We start from the raw sequence: 18,595 nt of genomic DNA on the forward strand, positions 1-18,595 counted from the left end.
TCAACACGATAGGGAAATAAATGCCAACAGTAAAATTACTTAAAAGTGGGATAGATGTCTCACTAGCCGAGAACAGTTCACTATGTGAATTGGACTATGTCGTTCAACCGGATCTGATGTTTGGTTGTCGTTCTGCTGCGTGTGGGACTTGTGCCATTAGAGTTGTGGAAGGACTAGATAACCTTTCCCCTAAGAATGAGGCTGAAGAGCACTTATTAGATACGCTTTGTATCAACGATGAGACACACAGATTGGCCTGTCAGTGCAAGCTTTCTGGTGACGTTGCCATTGAGGCATTGGAAGACTAGAGATAAAAGGACTTATATGATGAAGGGTATTGTGGCATTAGTCCGAGGTGGGAAAACCTTTGTAGATCAGATCTATGCAAGTTGTCAGGCGTTGCAAATTGAACTCTATGTTATTTCATCAAAAACCGTTGATGACACGTTAATTAGTAATATGTCAGCGAAAGCGTCTGTGATGAAAGTGATAGAACAGTCAGAGCTCGACGAAGACAGCATTTTGGGGTTTGTCGAGACACTGAAAAAACAGAATAAACAGGTGCTAGGTTGTATTAGTGTTTGGGAAAACTATAGAACGCTCATGTCGTCAGTGAATAAGGCGTTGAGTGTACAAGACATGGAGCTAGAACAAGTTGAGTTATTAAGAGACAAGTTTCAGCTGCGCCAAGCGTTGCGTCAACATAATCTTAGTCATGTTAACTCCAGGGTTCTCACCGAAACGCTGTTCACTCAACTAGTAGAAGAAGAGGCGGACGCATTTATTAAGCCAAGATGCGGAATTGCTTCTTATGGTGCCTTCAAATTGAAGCCTGAAACCAAGTGGCAGCAAATCACAGCGATAGCGGAGCAAATACAGACTGATGTTGTCTTCAGTACAAGTTTTGCGCAGAAGGTCGAATTTGTTGTTGAAGACTATATCCCAGGAATTGAATTTTGTTTTGAAATTATACAGCATCAAGGTCGATGTCATGTCATTGCTATCCACGAAAAAATTGAAGTGGGTGAGCAAGCACTAACGACATTAGAGAATGTCAGTGCTTCTCCACCAATTTCTTTACAGAGAAGCGAAATCGAATCAGCTAATGCTTGGGTGGTATCAATATTTGACCGATTGCAGCTTGGTAATGGCTGTTATCACCTTGAGGCAAAGTTTGATGGAAAGCAGTGGGAAGTTATAGAAATTAACCCACGTATTGGTGGTTCTTACATAAACGAGAGCGTTGAACATGTGTCTGGCTATTCATTGCTTGAACTTTGGATTCGTTCATTGTTATCCGAAGATAGCAATGACTATCTTTCGTTACTAAAACAATTATCTCCGCAATCTGAACACTTCTTTGATCGTGAGCGCGGTGCTTATTTTAGAGCATTTTTCGCAGAGCCCAATAAAACTATCCGTAAACTCCAGTTTAATTCCGATATACCCACCGTTCATCAAAAGTTGCTGATGGCGGCAGGGCAAATCACACCAGATGCCAACCGTGAACTTTTCGTGGCGCAAGCTTTATGGTCGTGGCCGGTATCTCAATCGCGTGAGCAAATTCAAAAGCAAATTCGACGTTCCGAGTCTGCACTGGAGGTAGAATATGAATGAGGTGTTTTTGGTTCTGGATTGCCCTAAAAGCAGACGAAAAGATTTAGCAACGATTAGTGCCTACACAAACGCTAAATATGGCTTGAAAACGCTGTTGTTGGTTGAGCAGGCACTGAGTATCTTTGAGTCTGTTTGTGACGAGGTGATTGAAGTCAACTTGAGTGACCCGAATCTTGATACCTTGGCTGCTGAGCTTTTAAAGGAGTACAGGGTTTGTGGAGGGATCATATTCGCTGATAAAGCGCTGCAATATGGCACGGTGCTTTTTGAACGTTTAGGTATTATTTGCGATAGTACTGAGTTGGCGCTGAATGCTTTTAATAAAGCGACACTCAGGTCAACAGAACTCGAACACTTCTCTTCACATCGTAATGAGCACCATTTTATACCAGCGTTTGCGCAAATTTATTCGCTTCAAGATTTGCAAGCTTTTGCAACTCGCTTTCCTGATGGGTTTATATTAAAGCCAACATGCGGTTCTGCGAGCCGAGGTGTACTAAAACTCGATAGTCAATCAGATTTATCTGCTGCATATCGTCAGGTTGAGTGTTACTTGGAGAGCGGGCTTATGTGTGAAGAGCGTATTCCCACATTTAGCGAGTTCTCCTTTGACGGCGTGGGAGATGTTTCATTTATCACGGAAAAGATAGTAGCGAAGGGCACATACCCCGTTGAAATTGGACAAGTTTTGCCAGCTGGAATCGATATTTCTACGACAAAGAAGATCGAAGCTCATGGGCGCTTAATGAATGGATGGGTCGGGCAAAATGTTGGCGCATTTCACAACGAAATAGCTTATCTGGACCATCAGGGGTTAACGGCGACAGTGGAGGCGAATCGTCGTTCTGCTGGGATGGGTATTTGGAATCTTGCAAACAAGGTTTTCGGTGTTAACTTCTTCCATTTATGGGTGGACTTAGCATTAGGGAATACGGTTACTCATACCCCATTGTCTCCAAAAGGGAAAGCAATGTCGTGCATGTTAGGGGCAACAGAAGCACTACTTGACGATATAAGTGATTTTACTATGCAAATAGAAGCCACGCTACGGGAGGAACTGGGTCATAAGATTGAGCTCTTTTCGTTAGATTGGCTAAATACTCGGCCATTGTCTGTTCCCATAGTTCCTCGTTCTAATGATGAGTTTATTGCACAGGCAAACGTTTACTGTAGCAATTCAGAATTATCGACTGAAAGCATGTTTGAGCAGGTGCAGTTGGCCTGGGAACGCAGTCTCTATAGTGTTAAAAAAGGAAGAAAATGCTCATGACGTCGTCTCTCTCAATTCTTATTTTACACCGTGTGCCATTTGAGAATGTGGGCTATGAAAAAGTTATTGACCATACGGTGCACAATGTGACCTATTTGGGGTTGCCTGGTCCGATGAGGAATATTCCTGAGTCATTACCTTGCCGCAAAGTTGTTATTGAGAATTTGGATAATCTCGTTGATACAGCGGTGAAGCAAACAAAGCAGCATGGGATACATTTTGATTATGTAATTGGAGTGTCTGAATATCAGCTAATTGCTGCTGCTGAGATAAGAGAACAATTGAATATTAAAGGGGCAAAACCAAAAGAAGTTGAGAGCGTACGAGACAAGATGGTAATGAAGAGGTTAGTGCAGGCCGCTGGACTGGAAGTACCTCGTTTTTATTCTTTGGCTGATGTGTTGAATCGGGATGTCACCGAATTGGAGCAGGTGATTTTAAAGCCCAGAGATGGCGCATCTAGCGAAAATGTTATCAAGTTCACTAGTATGAACATGTTGAAGGAAGCGATTTCCGAAGGGACAACAAATATTCCGGTTCTCGATGTTGAACGATGTTATGACAATTTTGAAGTTGAAGAGTTTGTTGTCGGGGCGATTCTGCACTTAGATGGCATCGTTGAGCAGGGACGGATCAGTAAACTTGTCACTAGCTGTTATGAAGGTACATGTTTGTCTTTTGCTGAAGGGCATGCACTTGGCTCTTTTCAGATTGAAACCGACTTGGAATTAATGGCCTTTGCTCAAGACGTTATTACCGCCTTGACTATAGAGTCTGGGGCGTTTCATCTTGAAGTGATTAAGTCAGATAACCGTTTGGTATTTTTGGAAATTGGTCACCGAGTAGGTGGTGCCAATGTCGCTAGAACCTTTGAGTTAGCAACAGGAATCAATCTCCATCATGCGAATTTGGCAACGCAGCTTCATTTGCCTATGCAAAATAAGCCTGCGCCATCGCATAAAAGCTATGGTTGGTTCGTTTTTCCCGGACATCATTATGGGTGGGATAAATGCCAACTTGAAGGGCATGAGGATATAGCGGTACATCAACAAATGTTGGAATGGAACCAACTTTCTAACGATCAAAGTTTACCTAAACATATAACGTATCAGAAGAAAGAAGTCCCTGCGGCAGGCATTATTCAAGGCGATAACCCGGATCAAGTTGTTCGGTTTATGCAACAAGTATTGAAAGACGTGACAGTGAAAGAGGCAATCTAGCAATGCACAGTATACATACAAACTCAGGCTTTAGAGATGGGGGCCAAACGTCATTTAACTCGGTGCCAGATTTTGAAAATGTAGGAGAGGGGTAATGAGCTTCAATTGTGTTATTCGAAGCCTCGTTGGCGCCTTGCTGTGTATTTTTGCTTTGAGTTCTCTGGCACAAGAGCAGATAGAAAGTATCTCGTTTTATGGCGTTGTGAGCTATCAAAAGCAGAAACCGATTTATTCTCAATTTGATGGCATCCTTGAAGAGGTGTATGTCAAAGGCGGAGATAGATTAAAAACTAATCAACCTTTGGTGCGAATTACAAGAGAAGAAGTGGGATATAGCGAGATCTTAATTCGCAATACTATTGAAAATGCGGTGGTGTCGAGACTCGATCTGCAAGAAGGCCACAAAGTCGATCGCTTTAGTCAAATTATGATGGTTGCAGATCTTAGCCAGTACGTTGTGAAAATAGACGTTTCTCAGCGAGACCTACTTAGGCTGGGAGAGATCGGTGATGCAAGTGTGATTTTCTCACCTAACTCGACGCAACCAAAAGAAATGCAGGGCGAAGTATATGCCATAAATGAACCTCAACAGGGCGATTTTGGCCTGTTTAGAATTGAGGTGGTCGTAGATTGCACGAAGAAGTGTGGACATCAAGTTCGCTCGGGCAGTATTGCCAAAGTGATGTTGAACTCTGCGATAAGTCATCAAAGCACAGCGTCATTAGGCTCTCATTAGTATGTTTAGATTATTCGCGAACAATCGTAGTTCATTTATCTCGCTTGCTTTGTTTTTGGTATGTTTTGGATTTTACCAATTTTTGCACCTGCCCATTTCTCTCTACCCCAATACCAGTAAGCCTGTCATCAAACTGCAAATGTTTTACAAGCAGGATATCGCTCAGTTTATGCAGTTTTGGGGTGAAAAAATTGAAACCTCGCTGAAGAATATTAAGGATGTAGAGTTAGTAGAAGGGGAATATCGTCAGGGTAAAGCCGTTTACTACATTCATTTTGACTGGAACAAAGATAATGATGAGGCCATTAGAGATGTCGGCTCTATTGCTGCATCTTATCAAGCCCAATTATCACGCGAGCTTCCTCCTTTCAAAGTCGGATTTTATAATCCGGGCAGTGAGTGTTATCTAGTGGTTGACTCTGACAAACTTGACGCCGATGAATTAAGCCACATATTGGCGAATAAGTTGCAACCCGCATTAGATGAAATACCCGGTGTCTCTAAGTCAATGGTTACCCTTTTCGGTGAACAACACGTAACCGTCAAGATTGATCCGCTAAAAGTTGCAGAATACAAACTCTCCATACAAGATGTGATGGATATCATTCAGATCCACGAGTTTGATTATGCACTAGGTAATTTGAGTACACAGCGTAATGGTCAAATAGCCATGAGAGTTGAACGTGGTATCGAGGATATGCAACAGATTGAGCAGATTACGGTTGGTAAGATCGCTGGCCGCGAAATCAAGCTTAACGAAATTGCTGAGGTTGTTTTTACACGCTCTAAAATGTCTCGCATGCTACAGCTTGATGGTAGAAATGCGGTAGCTGTTGCGGTTTGGCCTAAACCTGACGCGAACCTATACCAACTTGCTCGCGCGTTTTTTACAACAAGTGAAGACTTTGTAAAAGATATTGGCAATATTACCGTCTTAAACGATCCGTCTATTTTCATCGGTAAGGCGATGAAGGCTGTGATGTTTGCAATATTTACGGGTATGGCAATCGCATCTTTGTCAGTGCTATTGTTTTTTCGTTCATTTAGTAAGACGTTGGTTGTTTCTCTTGCAATGCCGCTATCTCTAATGGGGGCTGGTGCAATTATGCATTTTAGCGGTGTAGGAATTAATTTGTTGTCATTGGGTGCAATGAGTGTGTCGATTGGTATGGTTATCGATGGCGCAGTTGTGGTCGTTGATAATATCTATTATCACCAGAAACGACAAACAGGGTTAACTACGTTTGATGCTGTACGTGAGGTAGCACCCTCTATTGTGGCATCAGTAATTACAACAATTATTGTATTCATGCCAATGGCATTTACTGCCCCTATAGCCTCAGCATTACTTAGCGACATTGCCTTAGTCGTTATTTCAATCATGTTGTTTAGCCTGTTTATTAATCTCATTTTCTTGCCTGTTATTTTGTCTTATATGCCGCAAAAGCAAGCGAACTATGGTTTGCTCGGCAGGTTGATTGAGGCGCTACTTAATGCATGGGCAAATAGCTATCTATGGTGCTTGCGGCATGTTCTACAGAGAAAATTGCTACAGCTGGTTATTATTATTTGCACCGTTGGAATGGGAGTCTATTCAGCGCAACTATTACCAACGATTAAGCAAGAACTTATCGCCAAACCCAAAGCAGAAATTATAGATGTTATCGTTGGATTCAAAAAAGATGGGCTTGAAATGCGAGAACGTGCCCAGTTAGCTGAAACAGTAAGGCAAGAAATTAACAGCCAGTTTGGTGACAAGATTAAATTTGCCTATACAGATATACGTGCAAATGCTGCTTATATTTCAATACATCTGACCAGCCACGAGGTGTTTGAGCAAACTTTCGCAGATATTCAGGCCATGTTGAAAAGCGATGAAGAATTAGATTTAGAGGCGATGCCTTGGATAACATCTGCACTCGCGGTGCCTGATTTCCCCGCGTTGCGATTATTAGTCACCGAAGAAACCGAGCAACAGAGACGTCAGCAGTTAATTAATATACAGGCACATTTTAAGGCGCACGAAGCGGTTTCTCGAGTCAAAATCACACCTAAACCTCAAAAAAGCACTAAGTTTGCCTTAAGTATTCAGCATGATGTACTCACCAATTTCTTTCCTTTAGCTGAACATAAGCAAATTCAAGAGGATTTAGCTGATTACGTTGGTTTGGTTATTGAAGAGAAATACCTAGCACAAATTGAGATAGAGGGTGAAAAGTTGATGCTCTATTCTCAGGTGGGGAGTGAGTTAATTGACCAAGTTGAAAGAATTGGAGCGTTGCCTTTCTTCTACAAAGATAAGATTTTCCACCTAAGGGATTTGCTAGATATTCAGGAAACTAAAGAGTGGAAATTGTATTACAGTCGGAATACGCAGCCAATTTACATGGCGGAAATCTGGCTGAAAGACAGCGCTATAGAATCGCCGCAACAAGTACTAGAAACATTCTATCAAACCTTGCCTAAAGGCCAAGCCATTCCTTTCATCGTTGATCAACCTGATATTGTCGTAAAAGAAGGCATTGATTCGCTATTGAAAGCGTTGGCGCTGGCATTTGCATTGGTGTTTTTATGTGTGCACTTTATGTTCAAGCGCGTATTAGTTGGCATTTTGATTTGTGCAGTCATTCCATTTGGAATCATGGGGGCAATTATTGCACTGGCCTATTTTGAGAGCACTTTGTCATTAAATTCGATGCTTGGCATTATTATGTTATGCGGGATTTCTGTAAACAATTCAATTATTTTTGTTGACGTTTATCAGCGAATTGCAAGCAGGTTTGAGCATAAAATTGATGCGGTAGTGGAAGCTGCAAAGATGCGATTTCGTGCCATTATGGTCACCAATATGACCACTATCGCGGGTCTAGCACCATTGGCGTTTGGTTTAGGAAGTAGCGGCAAAATACTCCAACCTTTGGGGATTTCAGTCACCTTTGGCATAGCCATCGGTACGTTCTTCACTATGTATTTGATTCCCATTTTGCTTCTCTATGTTATGCCTATACAGCATGGCAACCAGCAACAGGAGTGGCAAGGTAAGGCGTTAACAAGCTAGTCTGGGTGAACGAAGGAAAGAACATGGGGCAAATACCTAGTCTGATCGGTAAGTATACGTGATGTATTGAAGCAGTTAAGCACGTTTAAAAAATTAGTAAGATCCTGAATATTTCTTAAATCAGACATATATAGGCGAAGTAACAAGTAGGCTGAAAGTAAATGGTAAGCTATCTAACGTAATTTAGAACAGTGCGTCAGCCCATGGCTATGTCTCAACCGCCTATCCATTTCGAAGGGCGACTGGATGGTGTTTCAGACGTATACGCTCGGTTCACTGATACATAATTCTGAATGTCCTTTGTCACAGGCGTGAATCACGCCTGTGACTTCTCTCCCGTTTTCGCCGAGTTGGCGACAGTACAGAAAATGGTTGGGACAGAGTTAATCAGATTCCCAAAACAACATCGCTATGCATAACACAATCACTTCTGGAGCAAACACAGCCAAGTAAAATAGTCCTTCCAACTGTTCATGCCAATTGAATAGCACTCGAATAAATACTGCAACATGCGCCAAGATGAGCAAGATAGCCGAAATCAGTACGCCACGTCTGACCCACGATATGCTTATGTTATCTAATACTGAGAGAGTGACGTAAATCAATAAGGCGTGCAGTAACGACGTCAGTATTACCCATCCACTCATGCCGATATCGTCTGTATTCAGACCTTGGCTATACAGTGAAAATGTAAACAGGCAAAAAGCACTCAGCGAACGCAATTGAAAAATTTTTTCCATGATTCTTTTATTTAGCGCCTCCTTTGCGCGTGATTAAGTAGGATGTGCTATCTACACCTTATACTGAGTGAGCATCCTCGACTGTACTCTAATTGTTATCTTTGTTTTTCCATACCGACATAAAAGCATGCTATGTAGCAGATAGATAAGGGTGCAGCTAAGGTCACATATAGTACGATGACAAAAGGTGAGCCGCCTTGCGGGCCAGAAAAATGCAGCTCATAAATATGTATTACGGTGACACAAATAAATGGAACTGCTGCAATAAGTAAGCACTTTTTCTTCCCTCGCTTACCGAGAGTAAACCCGATACATGACATAATTAAGCACAAAAGCAGGACGATTAGCATACCCAGCATGAGTGATCCTTAACATATGTAGCATGTTGTTATCCGATTAACCATACAGCCCGCATTGATTCAGACATCCCCTTCATACGTAGCCTACTTTAACGTTTTCTTTGCGAAGACGTAAGTCTAGTTCTTTGTAAAGATGTAAAGCCTCGATGTGAGAGGCGAATGTAAGGTAAAAATCAGCGCTTCTTATTCTTGAGTAGCCTAATAATGCCGGTATACAGATAATGCGCATAATACTGAACCCACTTAATATGAACATTGTTCCTGTGAGATATGCGACAACTTATCAAAACTAAGGCAGTGCCGCGAGGCGCGGCACGATAGCTTATTGCAAGTGGGCGTTACAAGTGACGCTCAGCAAAGTCGGCCAGTCGGCTTCTTACCACGCCGTCTAAATTCAGGGTTGCGCTGCCTGAAAAGTTTTTAAACTTTTCAACTAAATAGGTGAGTCCAGACGTGACGGCACTTAGATAGTTGCTGTCTATTTGAGCCAAATTGCCGCTACAAATCAGCTTGGTACCTTCCCCGCATCGGGTGATAATGGTTTTTAGCTGAGAGGCCGTTAAATTTTGCGACTCATCGAGGATAACGATTGCGTTTTGAATGCTTCTGCCTCGCATAAAGTTTACTGATTTAAACTGGATATTGGCTTTTTCCATGATGTAATTCATCGAGCCTTTCACATTTTCATCATTTTTATGCAGCACTTCTAAGGAGTCTGTAATCGCTGCCAGCCAAGGGGCCATTTTCTCTTCTTCTGTGCCGGGCAAGAAACCGATAGATTCTGCAATTTCTGGCGTGCTACGGGTCACAATGATTTTGTCGTACATGTTTTTCTCTACCACCATTTCTAGTGCGGCGGCCAGTGCCAACAGCGTTTTCCCGCTGCCCGCCGGCCCCGTTAAAATCACTAGGTCTATATGGGGATCAAGTAAGGCATGCAGTGCCATCGCTTGCGGGACGTTTTTCGGATTGATACCCCACGCATGGCGCGACATTAAGCGCTCAACGCCTAAATCGAGTATTTCGAGGCTGTCTTCATTGATAGATTCCACTAAACCTGCAAACTCGCCACTCTCATCGAGGATAAACTCGTTGATGTAAGCTTCAGGCAAAATGTTTTTGGCAATGGTGTGCACGGTGTCGCGCCCTTCAGCGCGGCTTTCTACGCTTTTGACCCTTTCCCAAAAGCGCCCCTCGAAAGTGTGGTATCCCTTTGATAAATACTTAATATCGCTAATGAGCTGGTCGGTTCGGTAGTCTTCAACATGGGCAAGGCCCGCGCCTTTTGCTTTTAGGCGCATATTGATGTCTTTAGTGACAAGTACTACTTGCCCAGGCGACTTTTGCTCTTGCAGGTACAGCGCCGCATTAATAATGCGATTGTCATTTTCGTTGCTAGTAAATACGTGATGATCTTCGGGTAATTCTAAATCAGAAAAAATGGAAAATTTTCCCGAAGGGGCGGTGATACCCGAGCCCCGGCCTGCCAACGTCACGCCCTCGGTCATTTGTTCGGGTGTCGCATCATGCAGCACATCTTCCATGGAACGTATGGAAATTCTGGCATCTCTCGCCACATCTTTTTTACTGTCTTTGATGTAATCTAATTCTTCAAGGACGGTCATGGGAACGACAACATCATGTTCTTGGAAAGAGAGAAAGGCGAGGGGTTCGTGGAGAAGAATATTCGTATCTAAAACGTAGGTTTTCGTTTCGTTGGCTTTTTTTCTTGGCATCCGTTACTCCGGCATTCGTTGCACGATTTCGTTCGGCCCACATTGGCACACTGAAAGCGTGGCCGCTGGCCCGACATCCAAGTTCGTACTGACACTATATTGAACAATTTGTACAGTACTTAGTCTCACAATAAACCACTTTTCCCAGTTTATCATCTACTTTTATTCAAAGTAGTCACGAATAGTATACAATTGCGCGCCCCGCAGCGGTCTCGCGGGAAAGTCAATTGAGCTACGGAGAACACATGTCAGGTAATCACGAAATTGCGTTGGGTCAGCGATGGTTAAGTACGACTGAAACTGAACTCGGTTTAGGTACCATAGTCGGAGTAGATGAAAGAAGTGTGAACATTCTTTTTCCTGCTACCGGAGAAAGTCGAAATTATGCACGTCGTTCGGCGCCTTTATCGCGAATTACCTTTGATATTGGTGAATCAGTAAAGTGTCATGAAGGCTGGAGCTTGGTAGTAGACTCCGTATCAGAAGAGAAAGGGCTGTTATCCTACACAGGCTCGCGTTTAGACACAAAAGACGTTGTCACCCTAAAAGAAACGTTTATTGATCATAATTTTCAGCTTGCTCAACCAGAGAAACGCTTGCTAGCAGGGCAAATTGACCACCCTAAATGGTTTGGTTTGCGTGAGGCGTGTTTTACCCATCAGTATGCACATGCGACGTCGTCAATGCTGGGATTTGTGGGTGCGCGCGTCGATTTGATTCCTCATCAGCTGCACATTGCTGCGGAAGTAGGACGTAGATATGCGCCACGGGTATTGCTGGCCGATGAAGTCGGTTTAGGTAAAACCATTGAAGCCGCCCTGATCATCCATCAGCAGCTATTAACTGGGCGCGCTCAGCGTGTGCTGATTGTGGTGCCATCTAGTTTGGTGCATCAGTGGTTGGTGGAAATGCTTAGACGTGTCAATTTAGCTTTTTCTATCTTTGATGAAGCGCGTTGCCAGGCCATGGCTGGCGAGGCCGGGAATCCGTTTGAAGATGAGCAATTGGTGTTATGTAGTCTCGATTTTCTTACTCACAATAGTCAATACTACCAGCAGGCAATGGATGCCAGCTGGGATTTAATGGTGGTGGACGAAGCCCACCACCTTACATGGTCAGAAGGTCAGCCATCACAAGAATATACCGTGGTTGAAGGGTTGGCGAATGCCACTAAAGGGGTGTTACTGCTTACTGCTACGCCTGACCAATTAGGTCATGAAAGCCATTTTGCGCGTTTGCGCTTGCTCGATCCTGCTCGTTTTCATGACTATCAAGCCTTTGTTGCTGAAGAAAAACACTATAGTGAGCTTGCGAGTGCGATTGAACCCTTGCTCGCGGGTGACACTTTGAGCGATACCCACATTCAGGCTATTTCCCATTTTGCTGGTGATGAGATGCCTGAAGACATTAATAGCTTGGCAGATGAAGCAAAAGATGCCCTGATTCACACGTTGTTAGATCGTCATGGTACAGGGCGGGTGCTATTTCGTAATAGTCGAGCTGGTATTGAAGGGTTTCCTACGCGGCATTTACATACCTATCCGTTACCAATGCCATCAACTTTCAGTGACGAGATATATGAAGAGACACCGCTGGAATTACGCTTAGCACCGGAGCGTATGCCTGAGTTTGTAGAAAATTGGACGCAATTTGATCCTCGTGTAGATTGGTTGATTGAAAAACTCGATATGCTCAAAGGCGAGAAGGTCTTAATGATTTGCTCAAAAGCACACACGGCGTTGCAGTTATCAGAGGCACTGCGGGTGAAATCAGGCATTCGAGCCAGCGTTTTCCATGAGGGAATGTCGATTGTTGAGCGGGATAAAGCTGCAAACTACTTCGCGCAATCAGAAGACGGTGCACAGGTTCTGATATGCAGTGAAATTGGCAGTGAAGGACGTAACTTCCAATTTGCTCATCATCTTATTTTCTTCGATTTGCCCATGGTGCCAGATTTGTTAGAGCAACGCATTGGCCGACTAGATCGCATCGGACAAACCGAAAACATTCAAATCCACGTGCCGTTTTTCCATGACACGGCGCAAGAAGTATTGCTGAATTGGTATCACCGCGGGTTGAATGCCTTTGAACAAACGTGTCCAACAGGGTTGACGGTGTTTGAAGAAACGTGTGAAGAGCTGTTTATGGCGCTTCTGGCACCGAAACACCATGAAGCCGTCGAAGCGCTGATTCAAAAAACGGCTGGTTTACACGCTGAGTTAAAAGCGCAACTGGAGTCAGGTCGAGACAAGTTACTTGAGCTAAATAGTTCAGGTAAAGGGCGTGTTGAGGGCTTTTTGTCTGAGATTCTGGATGCTGAGCAGTCACCCACGCTAGAACGCTTTATGACGCGATTATTCGATGTGGTAGGCGTTCTGCAAGAAGAAAAAGATGACAGTTGCTATTTGCTTCGTCCTACCGAGTCTATGCATACCCAACTGCCGGGGCTTGATGAAGAAGGCATGACTATTACCTATGAGCGCAGTACGGCTACAGCGATGGAGCATGTTCATTTCTTTAGTTGGGATCATCCAATGGTACATCATGCCATGGATATGATTCTAACCGACGTTGTGGGTAAAAGTGCTATCGGGCTGGTGTCTGACAAAACATTACCTGCCGGTATATTCTGGGTAGAGTGTTTGTTCACGGTGTCTGGAAAAGGGCAAAAGCAGCTACAACTTCCACGCTTTTTGCCCGCTACGCCTGTGCGTGTCTGCATTGATGCAAAAGGTCAGGAAACCGACAGAACATTTGAATATCTGAAGAAGGTCAATAATAAGATTGCTCAGCAATTAACGGGCGCTTTGCGCGGGCAAATTGAACAGGCCTTAACAGTGGCTGACAGTATGGCCAAAACTAAAGCGGATAGCATCAAAGAAGCGGCCAGAGAGCGCATGCAGGCCTCGCTTGGCGCTGAATTAACACGTTTACAAGAATTGAAAAAGGTGAACCCATCGGTACGTGAAGAAGAAATCACCTTCTTAACCAACCAGATTGACGGCCTACAGAGCTGTATTAATGATGCCACGGTTGTGCTTGAAGCCGTTAGATTAGTTGTGAACAATCCATAGGAGAGGGTGTGGCGTTACTACATTATGCGCCGCCGATGTCGCCTTATCTGACGATTCTCTATCAAGATGACGACATTGTGGTGTTAGACAAACCGAGTGGGCTATTGAGTGTGCCTGGAAAAGCCCTTGAGCATAAAGACAGTCTGCAAGGACGAGTGCAACGGGTATTGCCCACCGCAACCGTTGTTCATCGACTTGATATGGCGACATCAGGGGTGATGGTGATGGCGTTGAATAAAGACGCACATCGCCATATATCACGGCAGTTTGAGCTTAGACAAACCGCGAAACGTTATCGTGCGCGGGTGTTTGGCGAGGTGGCTGAAAATAGCGGCGAAATCGACTTGCCGCTTATTTGTGACTGGCCGAACCGCCCAAAACAAATGGTAGACTTTGAGCGGGGAAAACCGGCTAAAACCCGGTGGTGGAAAGTTCATGCAACAGCGCGTGAAACACTGGTGGATTTGGAGCCTGTAACAGGACGTTCTCATCAATTGCGGGTACACATGCTTAGCTTAGGGCATCCAATCTTAGGGGACAGGTTATACGCCCACGAAGACGCACTTGCAATGGCACCACGACTACAACTGCACGCGTGTATGTTGTCGTTTAGTCATCCTCGTTCTGGTGATACGTTAACCTTCGAGTCTGACTGCCCGTTTTCACTTTAGTTAGTGATAAATTGACCGATAAACTGGTAAGCAAAGCCGCGTGAATCAGCATTAACAAGAGGAGGCAGATGTGTTTTTAAAACGTATGCTACTGCTAATTTGCCTTTTTTGGATGTCTTGCCTGCCCTCTCAGTCGCAAACTGTAGGTCATGAGAGCGCAATGAACTTTGATGTTGAGCGCGCGTTATTTCAAGGTGAGTATAAAACGCTGCTTGCGGGTGAGCGGGAATTTATTGCTGTGATCCGTGAGGGGTATAAACCGATCAACCAAGGCATTGCCATTTTACTTGGAGACATTGGCGAGAATCCGCTTAACGGCAACAGTTTGGCACGCATGTCGCCCAATCTGAACCGCTATGGTTATACGACAGTGTCTGCGTCATCGCCGTTTTGGGATATGTATGGCATACCTAAAGGGTTTGGCCAAAACCAACAGGAAAATACTGATTCTCAAGCTGCGGCTGCGCCCGCGCCCGCATCAGACGAAGAACAAACCGCCGTAACAGAACAAACCGAAAGTGCTAAAACAGACAACACCAATGCTCCATCTGAATCTAGTAATCCTGAGCCTGAACACCCTCGCGCGGTGGGCTCGTTGTTAGACATCGCTCAATCAGATGCCCATAAACAGGCGTTGAGTTTACAGGTTCAAGCCATTTTGAATGCCACAGAAGAATATACGGGGTTTCGCTTAATCATTGCTCGTGGCACAACTGCTGCGGTGATGCTGTCATTATTGAATGAAGAGGCGATACCTTTGCCTGATGCTTTTGTGGCAGTTAGCCCGTTCTGGCCAGAGCGTGAAGGCAGCTTAGCGCTAGTTGAGGATATGGCACAAACATCGGTACCCGTGCTGGATGTATATTCGCAATGGGACAACCCATGGAGCTTAGCATTTGCCGAACACCGAAATATTGCTGCCAATAAGGCACTAAAACTTCATTACCGTCAACGAGAACTGCCCGGTCAGCGAATCGATCATGAACAATTTGAACTTTTGAGCAAAGCGATCTATGGTTGGTTAACGAGTATGGGATGGTAAATGAGAAGGATCCGCATTTGCACTAATCCTTTTCCAATTCAATCGTTTATTACTCCCAAGCCTTAACGCAAGGCGTTTTCAGCGAATCGAGACTATACTTGAGCCATTAAGTTTGGTCTTTTTATGTGGTAGTAAAGTTGAACGTACAGAGTTTTATAAAGCGAAAATCGAAGCAACTCCCTTTTTATGTTCGTGGATTTTGGGAACAGCGAATTCCCTACACGGAAGTCGATCTGTATTTCTGGGACACCATGGAGGAATGGGCTCAAGTGATCGACAAAGAACATGAACCCTATAGCCAAAAAGAGCGTGTGTTCTGGCACTTACTTCATCAACTGCACTATTGGCCTGAACAAAAACTACTGAACGACCCGTATCTCAAAGACGAATTAACCACCTGTATTGACTATTTAGAAGGTGAAGGAGAATATCCTTTAGATTGTATTGGCATTCGCCCTTAAATTATCTCTCTGATTTTATTGATTAACATCGCCATACATGATCCAATTGCTTTATGTGTAACTGGCAGTAGATTTTCTTTTGCAACATCAATTTTCTCACATTCTTCGCGTTTATCGTGATCGCCGTTTACTTAATGTATTTTTATTTGGCATTGCCAGTGGTTTTCCATGGGTCATGATTGGATCTGCCATGACCGCTTGGTTAAAAGAAGATGGCCTCTCTCGTTCGGCAATCGGTTTTTTTGGCTCTATTTTTATTGCATATTCTATTAATTTTTTGTGGTCGCCTCTCTTAGATAGAATCAAGTTGCCTTACCTTGGGCTTCGGCGAGGCTGGATATTTACTACGCAAATTGGCATTGTGGTGAGCTGCTGCATTCTGGCAACCATGGATATATCAAACAGTTTGTACATGATTGCCATCGTCTCGTTTGGCATAGCTTTGCTATCGGCTACGCAGGATATTGCAATTGACGCATATCGTATTGACGTGATCCACCCAAATGAAAAAGACAAAATGGCGGGGGCGGCATCGATGGCAACCGCTGGTTGGTGGACAGGCTATGGCGGTTTGGGCGCTATTCCGTTTTTTATTGCCGACAGCCCTGATTGGCAATGGTCTGAGATTTATTATGTGTTAGCTGCCATCATGGCTGTGCTGATGCTCAACGCGTTGTTGGTGAAAGAGCCGATTACGCAGCGGGAAAAAACACAGGAAAAAGCCGAGGCGGAATATGAGGAATGGCTACAGGAAAAGGGACAGGTAGACAGTAAATGGTCAGCCGTTAACAGCTGGTTGTTAGTGACGGTGGTTGAGCCGTTTCGAGACTTCTTTACGCGCAACGGAACCCGCTTTGCGTTAGCAATCATTATGTTTATTTTCCTATTTAAAATGGGAGAAGCATTTCTTGGCCGCATGTCGATCGTGTTTTACAAAGAAATTGGTTTTAGTAATGCAGATATTGGCGCGATATCCAAGATGCTCAATTGGTGGGTAACGATTGTATTTGCCGTTATCGGCGGTATGGTGAACATACGTTACGGCATTTACCGAGGTTTATTAACCGGTGGCATTGCTATGGCTGCTAGTAATTTGATGTTTGCGTGGATGGCGGCAGTGGGGCCAGACAAGGCGCTATTTGCTGCCACCGTGTTTGTTGATGGATTTACCGCTGCATGGAGCAGCGTGGCGTTAGTCGCCTTTATTTCTTTGTTGTGTAATCAGGCATTTTCAGCGTCGCAATATGCATTGATGGCGTCGCTAGGCGTATTGGGCAGAACGTCTCTAGCGTCGGCTAGCGGTGTGTTAGTGGATTGGATGGATGGGAATTGGCAGGCATTTTTTGTCTTAACCGCACTGATGGTGATACCGAGCTTACTGTTTTTATATGCTATTCGCGACCGCATTCACGCGCTGGAGGCGCGTAATAATGCGACGCTTTAGCTTAACGGTGTCTAACACACGTTAGGGTTAGGTTTTCTCTTGGTCGCTGGGAACAACCTCAGTGACCACTTTTTGCACTAGTTTAACTCGTCCTTGTTTAACGAGCGCATCTCGCAATACATACTCAATTTGTGCATTCAGGCTCCGCAGATCGTCGTCAGCCCAGCGCTGCATAGCCGCAAGCACGTCTGATTGAATTCGAAGTGGGAATGCTTTTTTAGACACGGTACAACTTACCTTGATTAAAATTAATACAAACTGCCAGTGTTAACCACAGGCTGGGTAGCTTTATCGCCACATAATACCACAAGTAAGTTGCTCACCATGGCGGCTTTGCGCTCTTCATCTAATTCCACCACTTCTTTTTCTTGCAAACGCTCTAGTGCCATTTCGACCATTCCGACTGCACCCTCAACGATTTTTTGTCGTGCAGCAATGATTGCGCTGGCTTGTTGGCGTTGTAACATGGCACTGGCAATTTCTTGTGCGTAAGCAAGATGGCTAATACGCGCCTCGTGCACCGTTACACCTGCTTTTCCTAACCTCTCTTGTATTTCATGGCGCAGCTTGTCTGAAATTTCAATCGGGTGGCTGCGTAATGCAATGTCAGCTTCTTCAAGTGGGTCGTAAGAGTAACCGCTGGCTAAATTGCGAAGGGCGGATTCACTTTGAATCGCGACGTAGCTTTCGTAGTCATCTACTTCAAAAACGGCTTCGGCAGTATCGGTAACCGACCAGACCACAATCGAGGCGATTTCGATTGGGTTGCCCTGATTGTCGTTGACTTTGATTCTTCCGCTTTCAAAATTGCGAATACGCAGCGACAAATGCTGTCGACGGAAAAACGGAATAGACCAGCGTAGCCCGTCTTGTCGGTCTGTTCCCACGTAACTGCCAAACAAGGTGAGAACCACTCCCTGATTGGGCTGAACCATATAAAACCCCAGCCAACACCCAGCGGTAAGTAGCGTTAGCACACCACCGAAAATAACCCAAGGCAGATTGCCACTGACCACCAATGGCAGCCACAGTAAATGAAGTACCACGAATGTTGCAACGACTGCATAGCCGTTGGTTGAAAAGCCTTTTTTCTCAATATACATAATGTCATCCTAATTGATATCTTAATGATATCAAAATAGTCTCATAATTTTAGGGAGTCAACAG

The 18,595-nt window shown here is 44.3% G+C and carries 15 protein-coding genes; 11 read left to right on the top strand and 4 right to left on the bottom strand.

What is annotated here, in order from left to right; genetic code table 11:
- Positions 1–20: 20 nt before the first annotated feature.
- The 6 genes from OE749_RS07070 (at position 21) to OE749_RS07095 (ending at position 7,901) form a co-directional block, all read left to right on the top strand.
- A complete protein-coding gene (locus OE749_RS07070; protein WP_263711716.1) occupies positions 21–308 on the top strand; it encodes a 2Fe-2S iron-sulfur cluster-binding protein in 288 nt (95 codons plus the stop codon).
- 16 nt (positions 309–324) lie between these two features.
- Complete coding sequence (locus tag OE749_RS07075) at positions 325–1,617, top strand: ATP-grasp domain-containing protein (RefSeq protein ID WP_263711717.1); 1,293 nt, start codon at positions 325–327, stop codon at positions 1,615–1,617.
- The gene (locus OE749_RS07080) at positions 1,610–2,887 is read left to right on the top strand and encodes an ATP-grasp domain-containing protein (protein ID WP_263711718.1); all 1,278 of its coding nucleotides are present in this window, start codon (positions 1,610–1,612) and stop codon (positions 2,885–2,887) included. Before OE749_RS07075 ends, OE749_RS07080 begins: the two co-directional genes overlap by 8 nt.
- Positions 2,884–4,107: an ATP-grasp domain-containing protein gene (locus tag OE749_RS07085; RefSeq protein WP_263711719.1), complete on the top strand. Its 1,224-nt coding sequence runs from the start codon at positions 2,884–2,886 to the stop codon at positions 4,105–4,107. The genes OE749_RS07080 and OE749_RS07085 overlap by 4 nt, the downstream gene beginning before the upstream one ends.
- Before the next feature lie 94 nt (positions 4,108–4,201).
- Positions 4,202–4,843, top strand: a complete 642-nt coding sequence (locus OE749_RS07090; RefSeq protein WP_263711720.1) for an HlyD family efflux transporter periplasmic adaptor subunit — start codon at positions 4,202–4,204, stop codon at positions 4,841–4,843.
- Between the two features lies 1 nt (position 4,844).
- Positions 4,845–7,901 (top strand): efflux RND transporter permease subunit, encoded by a 3,057-nt coding sequence (locus OE749_RS07095; RefSeq protein ID WP_263711721.1) that lies wholly within the window; start codon positions 4,845–4,847, stop codon positions 7,899–7,901.
- Between the two features lie 383 nt (positions 7,902–8,284).
- Here OE749_RS07095 and OE749_RS07100 read toward each other — a convergent pair whose 3' ends face one another.
- The gene (locus OE749_RS07100; protein ID WP_263711722.1) at positions 8,285–8,641 is read right to left on the bottom strand and encodes a hypothetical protein; all 357 of its coding nucleotides are present in this window, start codon (positions 8,639–8,641) and stop codon (positions 8,285–8,287) included.
- Positions 8,642–9,338: 697 nt separating this feature from the next.
- Complete coding sequence (locus OE749_RS07105; RefSeq protein ID WP_263711723.1) at positions 9,339–10,736, bottom strand: PhoH family protein; 1,398 nt, start codon at positions 10,734–10,736, stop codon at positions 9,339–9,341.
- Between the two features lie 245 nt (positions 10,737–10,981).
- On the opposite strand from OE749_RS07105, the gene rapA reads away from it, so the two are divergent.
- From rapA to OE749_RS07130, 5 genes are all read left to right on the top strand, one after another.
- Positions 10,982–13,810 (top strand): RNA polymerase-associated protein RapA, encoded by a 2,829-nt coding sequence (gene rapA, locus OE749_RS07110; protein ID WP_263711724.1) that lies wholly within the window; start codon positions 10,982–10,984, stop codon positions 13,808–13,810.
- A 35-nt stretch (positions 13,811–13,845) separates the two neighbouring features.
- The gene (locus OE749_RS07115) at positions 13,846–14,481 is read left to right on the top strand and encodes a pseudouridine synthase (protein ID WP_404828148.1); all 636 of its coding nucleotides are present in this window, start codon (positions 13,846–13,848) and stop codon (positions 14,479–14,481) included.
- Positions 14,482–14,641: 160 nt separating this feature from the next.
- On the top strand, positions 14,642–15,523 hold the full coding sequence (locus OE749_RS07120) for an alpha/beta hydrolase family protein (protein WP_263711727.1): 882 nt from the start codon (positions 14,642–14,644) through the stop codon (positions 15,521–15,523).
- Positions 15,524–15,660: 137 nt separating this feature from the next.
- Positions 15,661–15,984, top strand: a complete 324-nt coding sequence (locus OE749_RS07125; protein WP_263712004.1) for a hypothetical protein — start codon at positions 15,661–15,663, stop codon at positions 15,982–15,984.
- 79 nt (positions 15,985–16,063) lie between these two features.
- Positions 16,064–17,428 carry an AmpG family muropeptide MFS transporter gene (locus tag OE749_RS07130; protein ID WP_263711728.1) on the top strand — a complete coding sequence of 455 codons (1,365 nt, stop codon included), beginning with the start codon at positions 16,064–16,066 and terminating at the stop codon, positions 17,426–17,428.
- Positions 17,429–17,455: 27 nt separating this feature from the next.
- Here OE749_RS07130 and OE749_RS07135 read toward each other — a convergent pair whose 3' ends face one another.
- Positions 17,456–17,653 (bottom strand): hypothetical protein, encoded by a 198-nt coding sequence (locus OE749_RS07135; protein WP_263712013.1) that lies wholly within the window; start codon positions 17,651–17,653, stop codon positions 17,456–17,458.
- A gap of 23 nt (positions 17,654–17,676) precedes the next feature.
- Positions 17,677–18,531: an SPFH domain-containing protein gene (locus tag OE749_RS07140; RefSeq protein ID WP_263711729.1), complete on the bottom strand. Its 855-nt coding sequence runs from the start codon at positions 18,529–18,531 to the stop codon at positions 17,677–17,679.
- Positions 18,532–18,595: the final 64 nt, after the last annotated feature.

The sequence above is a fragment of the Fluctibacter corallii genome (genome assembly GCF_025751585.1).
GTDB lineage: Bacteria > Pseudomonadota > Gammaproteobacteria > Enterobacterales > Alteromonadaceae > Fluctibacter_A > Fluctibacter_A corallii.

What these genes read in the sequence shown, in the direction of transcription:
- OE749_RS07085 (WP_263711719.1), top strand. Translation starts at nt 2,884, where the DNA reads ATGACGTCGTCTCTCTCAATTCTTATTTTACACCGTGTGCCATTTGAG.
- OE749_RS07080 (WP_263711718.1), top strand. Translation starts at nt 1,610, where the DNA reads ATGAATGAGGTGTTTTTGGTTCTGGATTGCCCTAAAAGCAGACGAAAA.
- rapA (WP_263711724.1), top strand. Translation starts at nt 10,982, where the DNA reads ATGTCAGGTAATCACGAAATTGCGTTGGGTCAGCGATGGTTAAGTACG.
- OE749_RS07095 (WP_263711721.1), top strand. Translation starts at nt 4,845, where the DNA reads ATGTTTAGATTATTCGCGAACAATCGTAGTTCATTTATCTCGCTTGCT.
- OE749_RS07070 (WP_263711716.1), top strand. Translation starts at nt 21, where the DNA reads ATGCCAACAGTAAAATTACTTAAAAGTGGGATAGATGTCTCACTAGCC.
- OE749_RS07090 (WP_263711720.1), top strand. Translation starts at nt 4,202, where the DNA reads ATGAGCTTCAATTGTGTTATTCGAAGCCTCGTTGGCGCCTTGCTGTGT.
- OE749_RS07115 (WP_404828148.1), top strand. Translation starts at nt 13,846, where the DNA reads ATGTCGCCTTATCTGACGATTCTCTATCAAGATGACGACATTGTGGTG.
- OE749_RS07075 (WP_263711717.1), top strand. Translation starts at nt 325, where the DNA reads ATGATGAAGGGTATTGTGGCATTAGTCCGAGGTGGGAAAACCTTTGTA.
- OE749_RS07120 (WP_263711727.1), top strand. Translation starts at nt 14,642, where the DNA reads ATGAACTTTGATGTTGAGCGCGCGTTATTTCAAGGTGAGTATAAAACG.
- OE749_RS07105 (WP_263711723.1), bottom strand. Translation starts at nt 10,736, where the DNA reads ATGCCAAGAAAAAAAGCCAACGAAACGAAAACCTACGTTTTAGATACG.
- OE749_RS07100 (WP_263711722.1), bottom strand. Translation starts at nt 8,641, where the DNA reads ATGGAAAAAATTTTTCAATTGCGTTCGCTGAGTGCTTTTTGCCTGTTT.
- OE749_RS07140 (WP_263711729.1), bottom strand. Translation starts at nt 18,531, where the DNA reads ATGTATATTGAGAAAAAAGGCTTTTCAACCAACGGCTATGCAGTCGTT.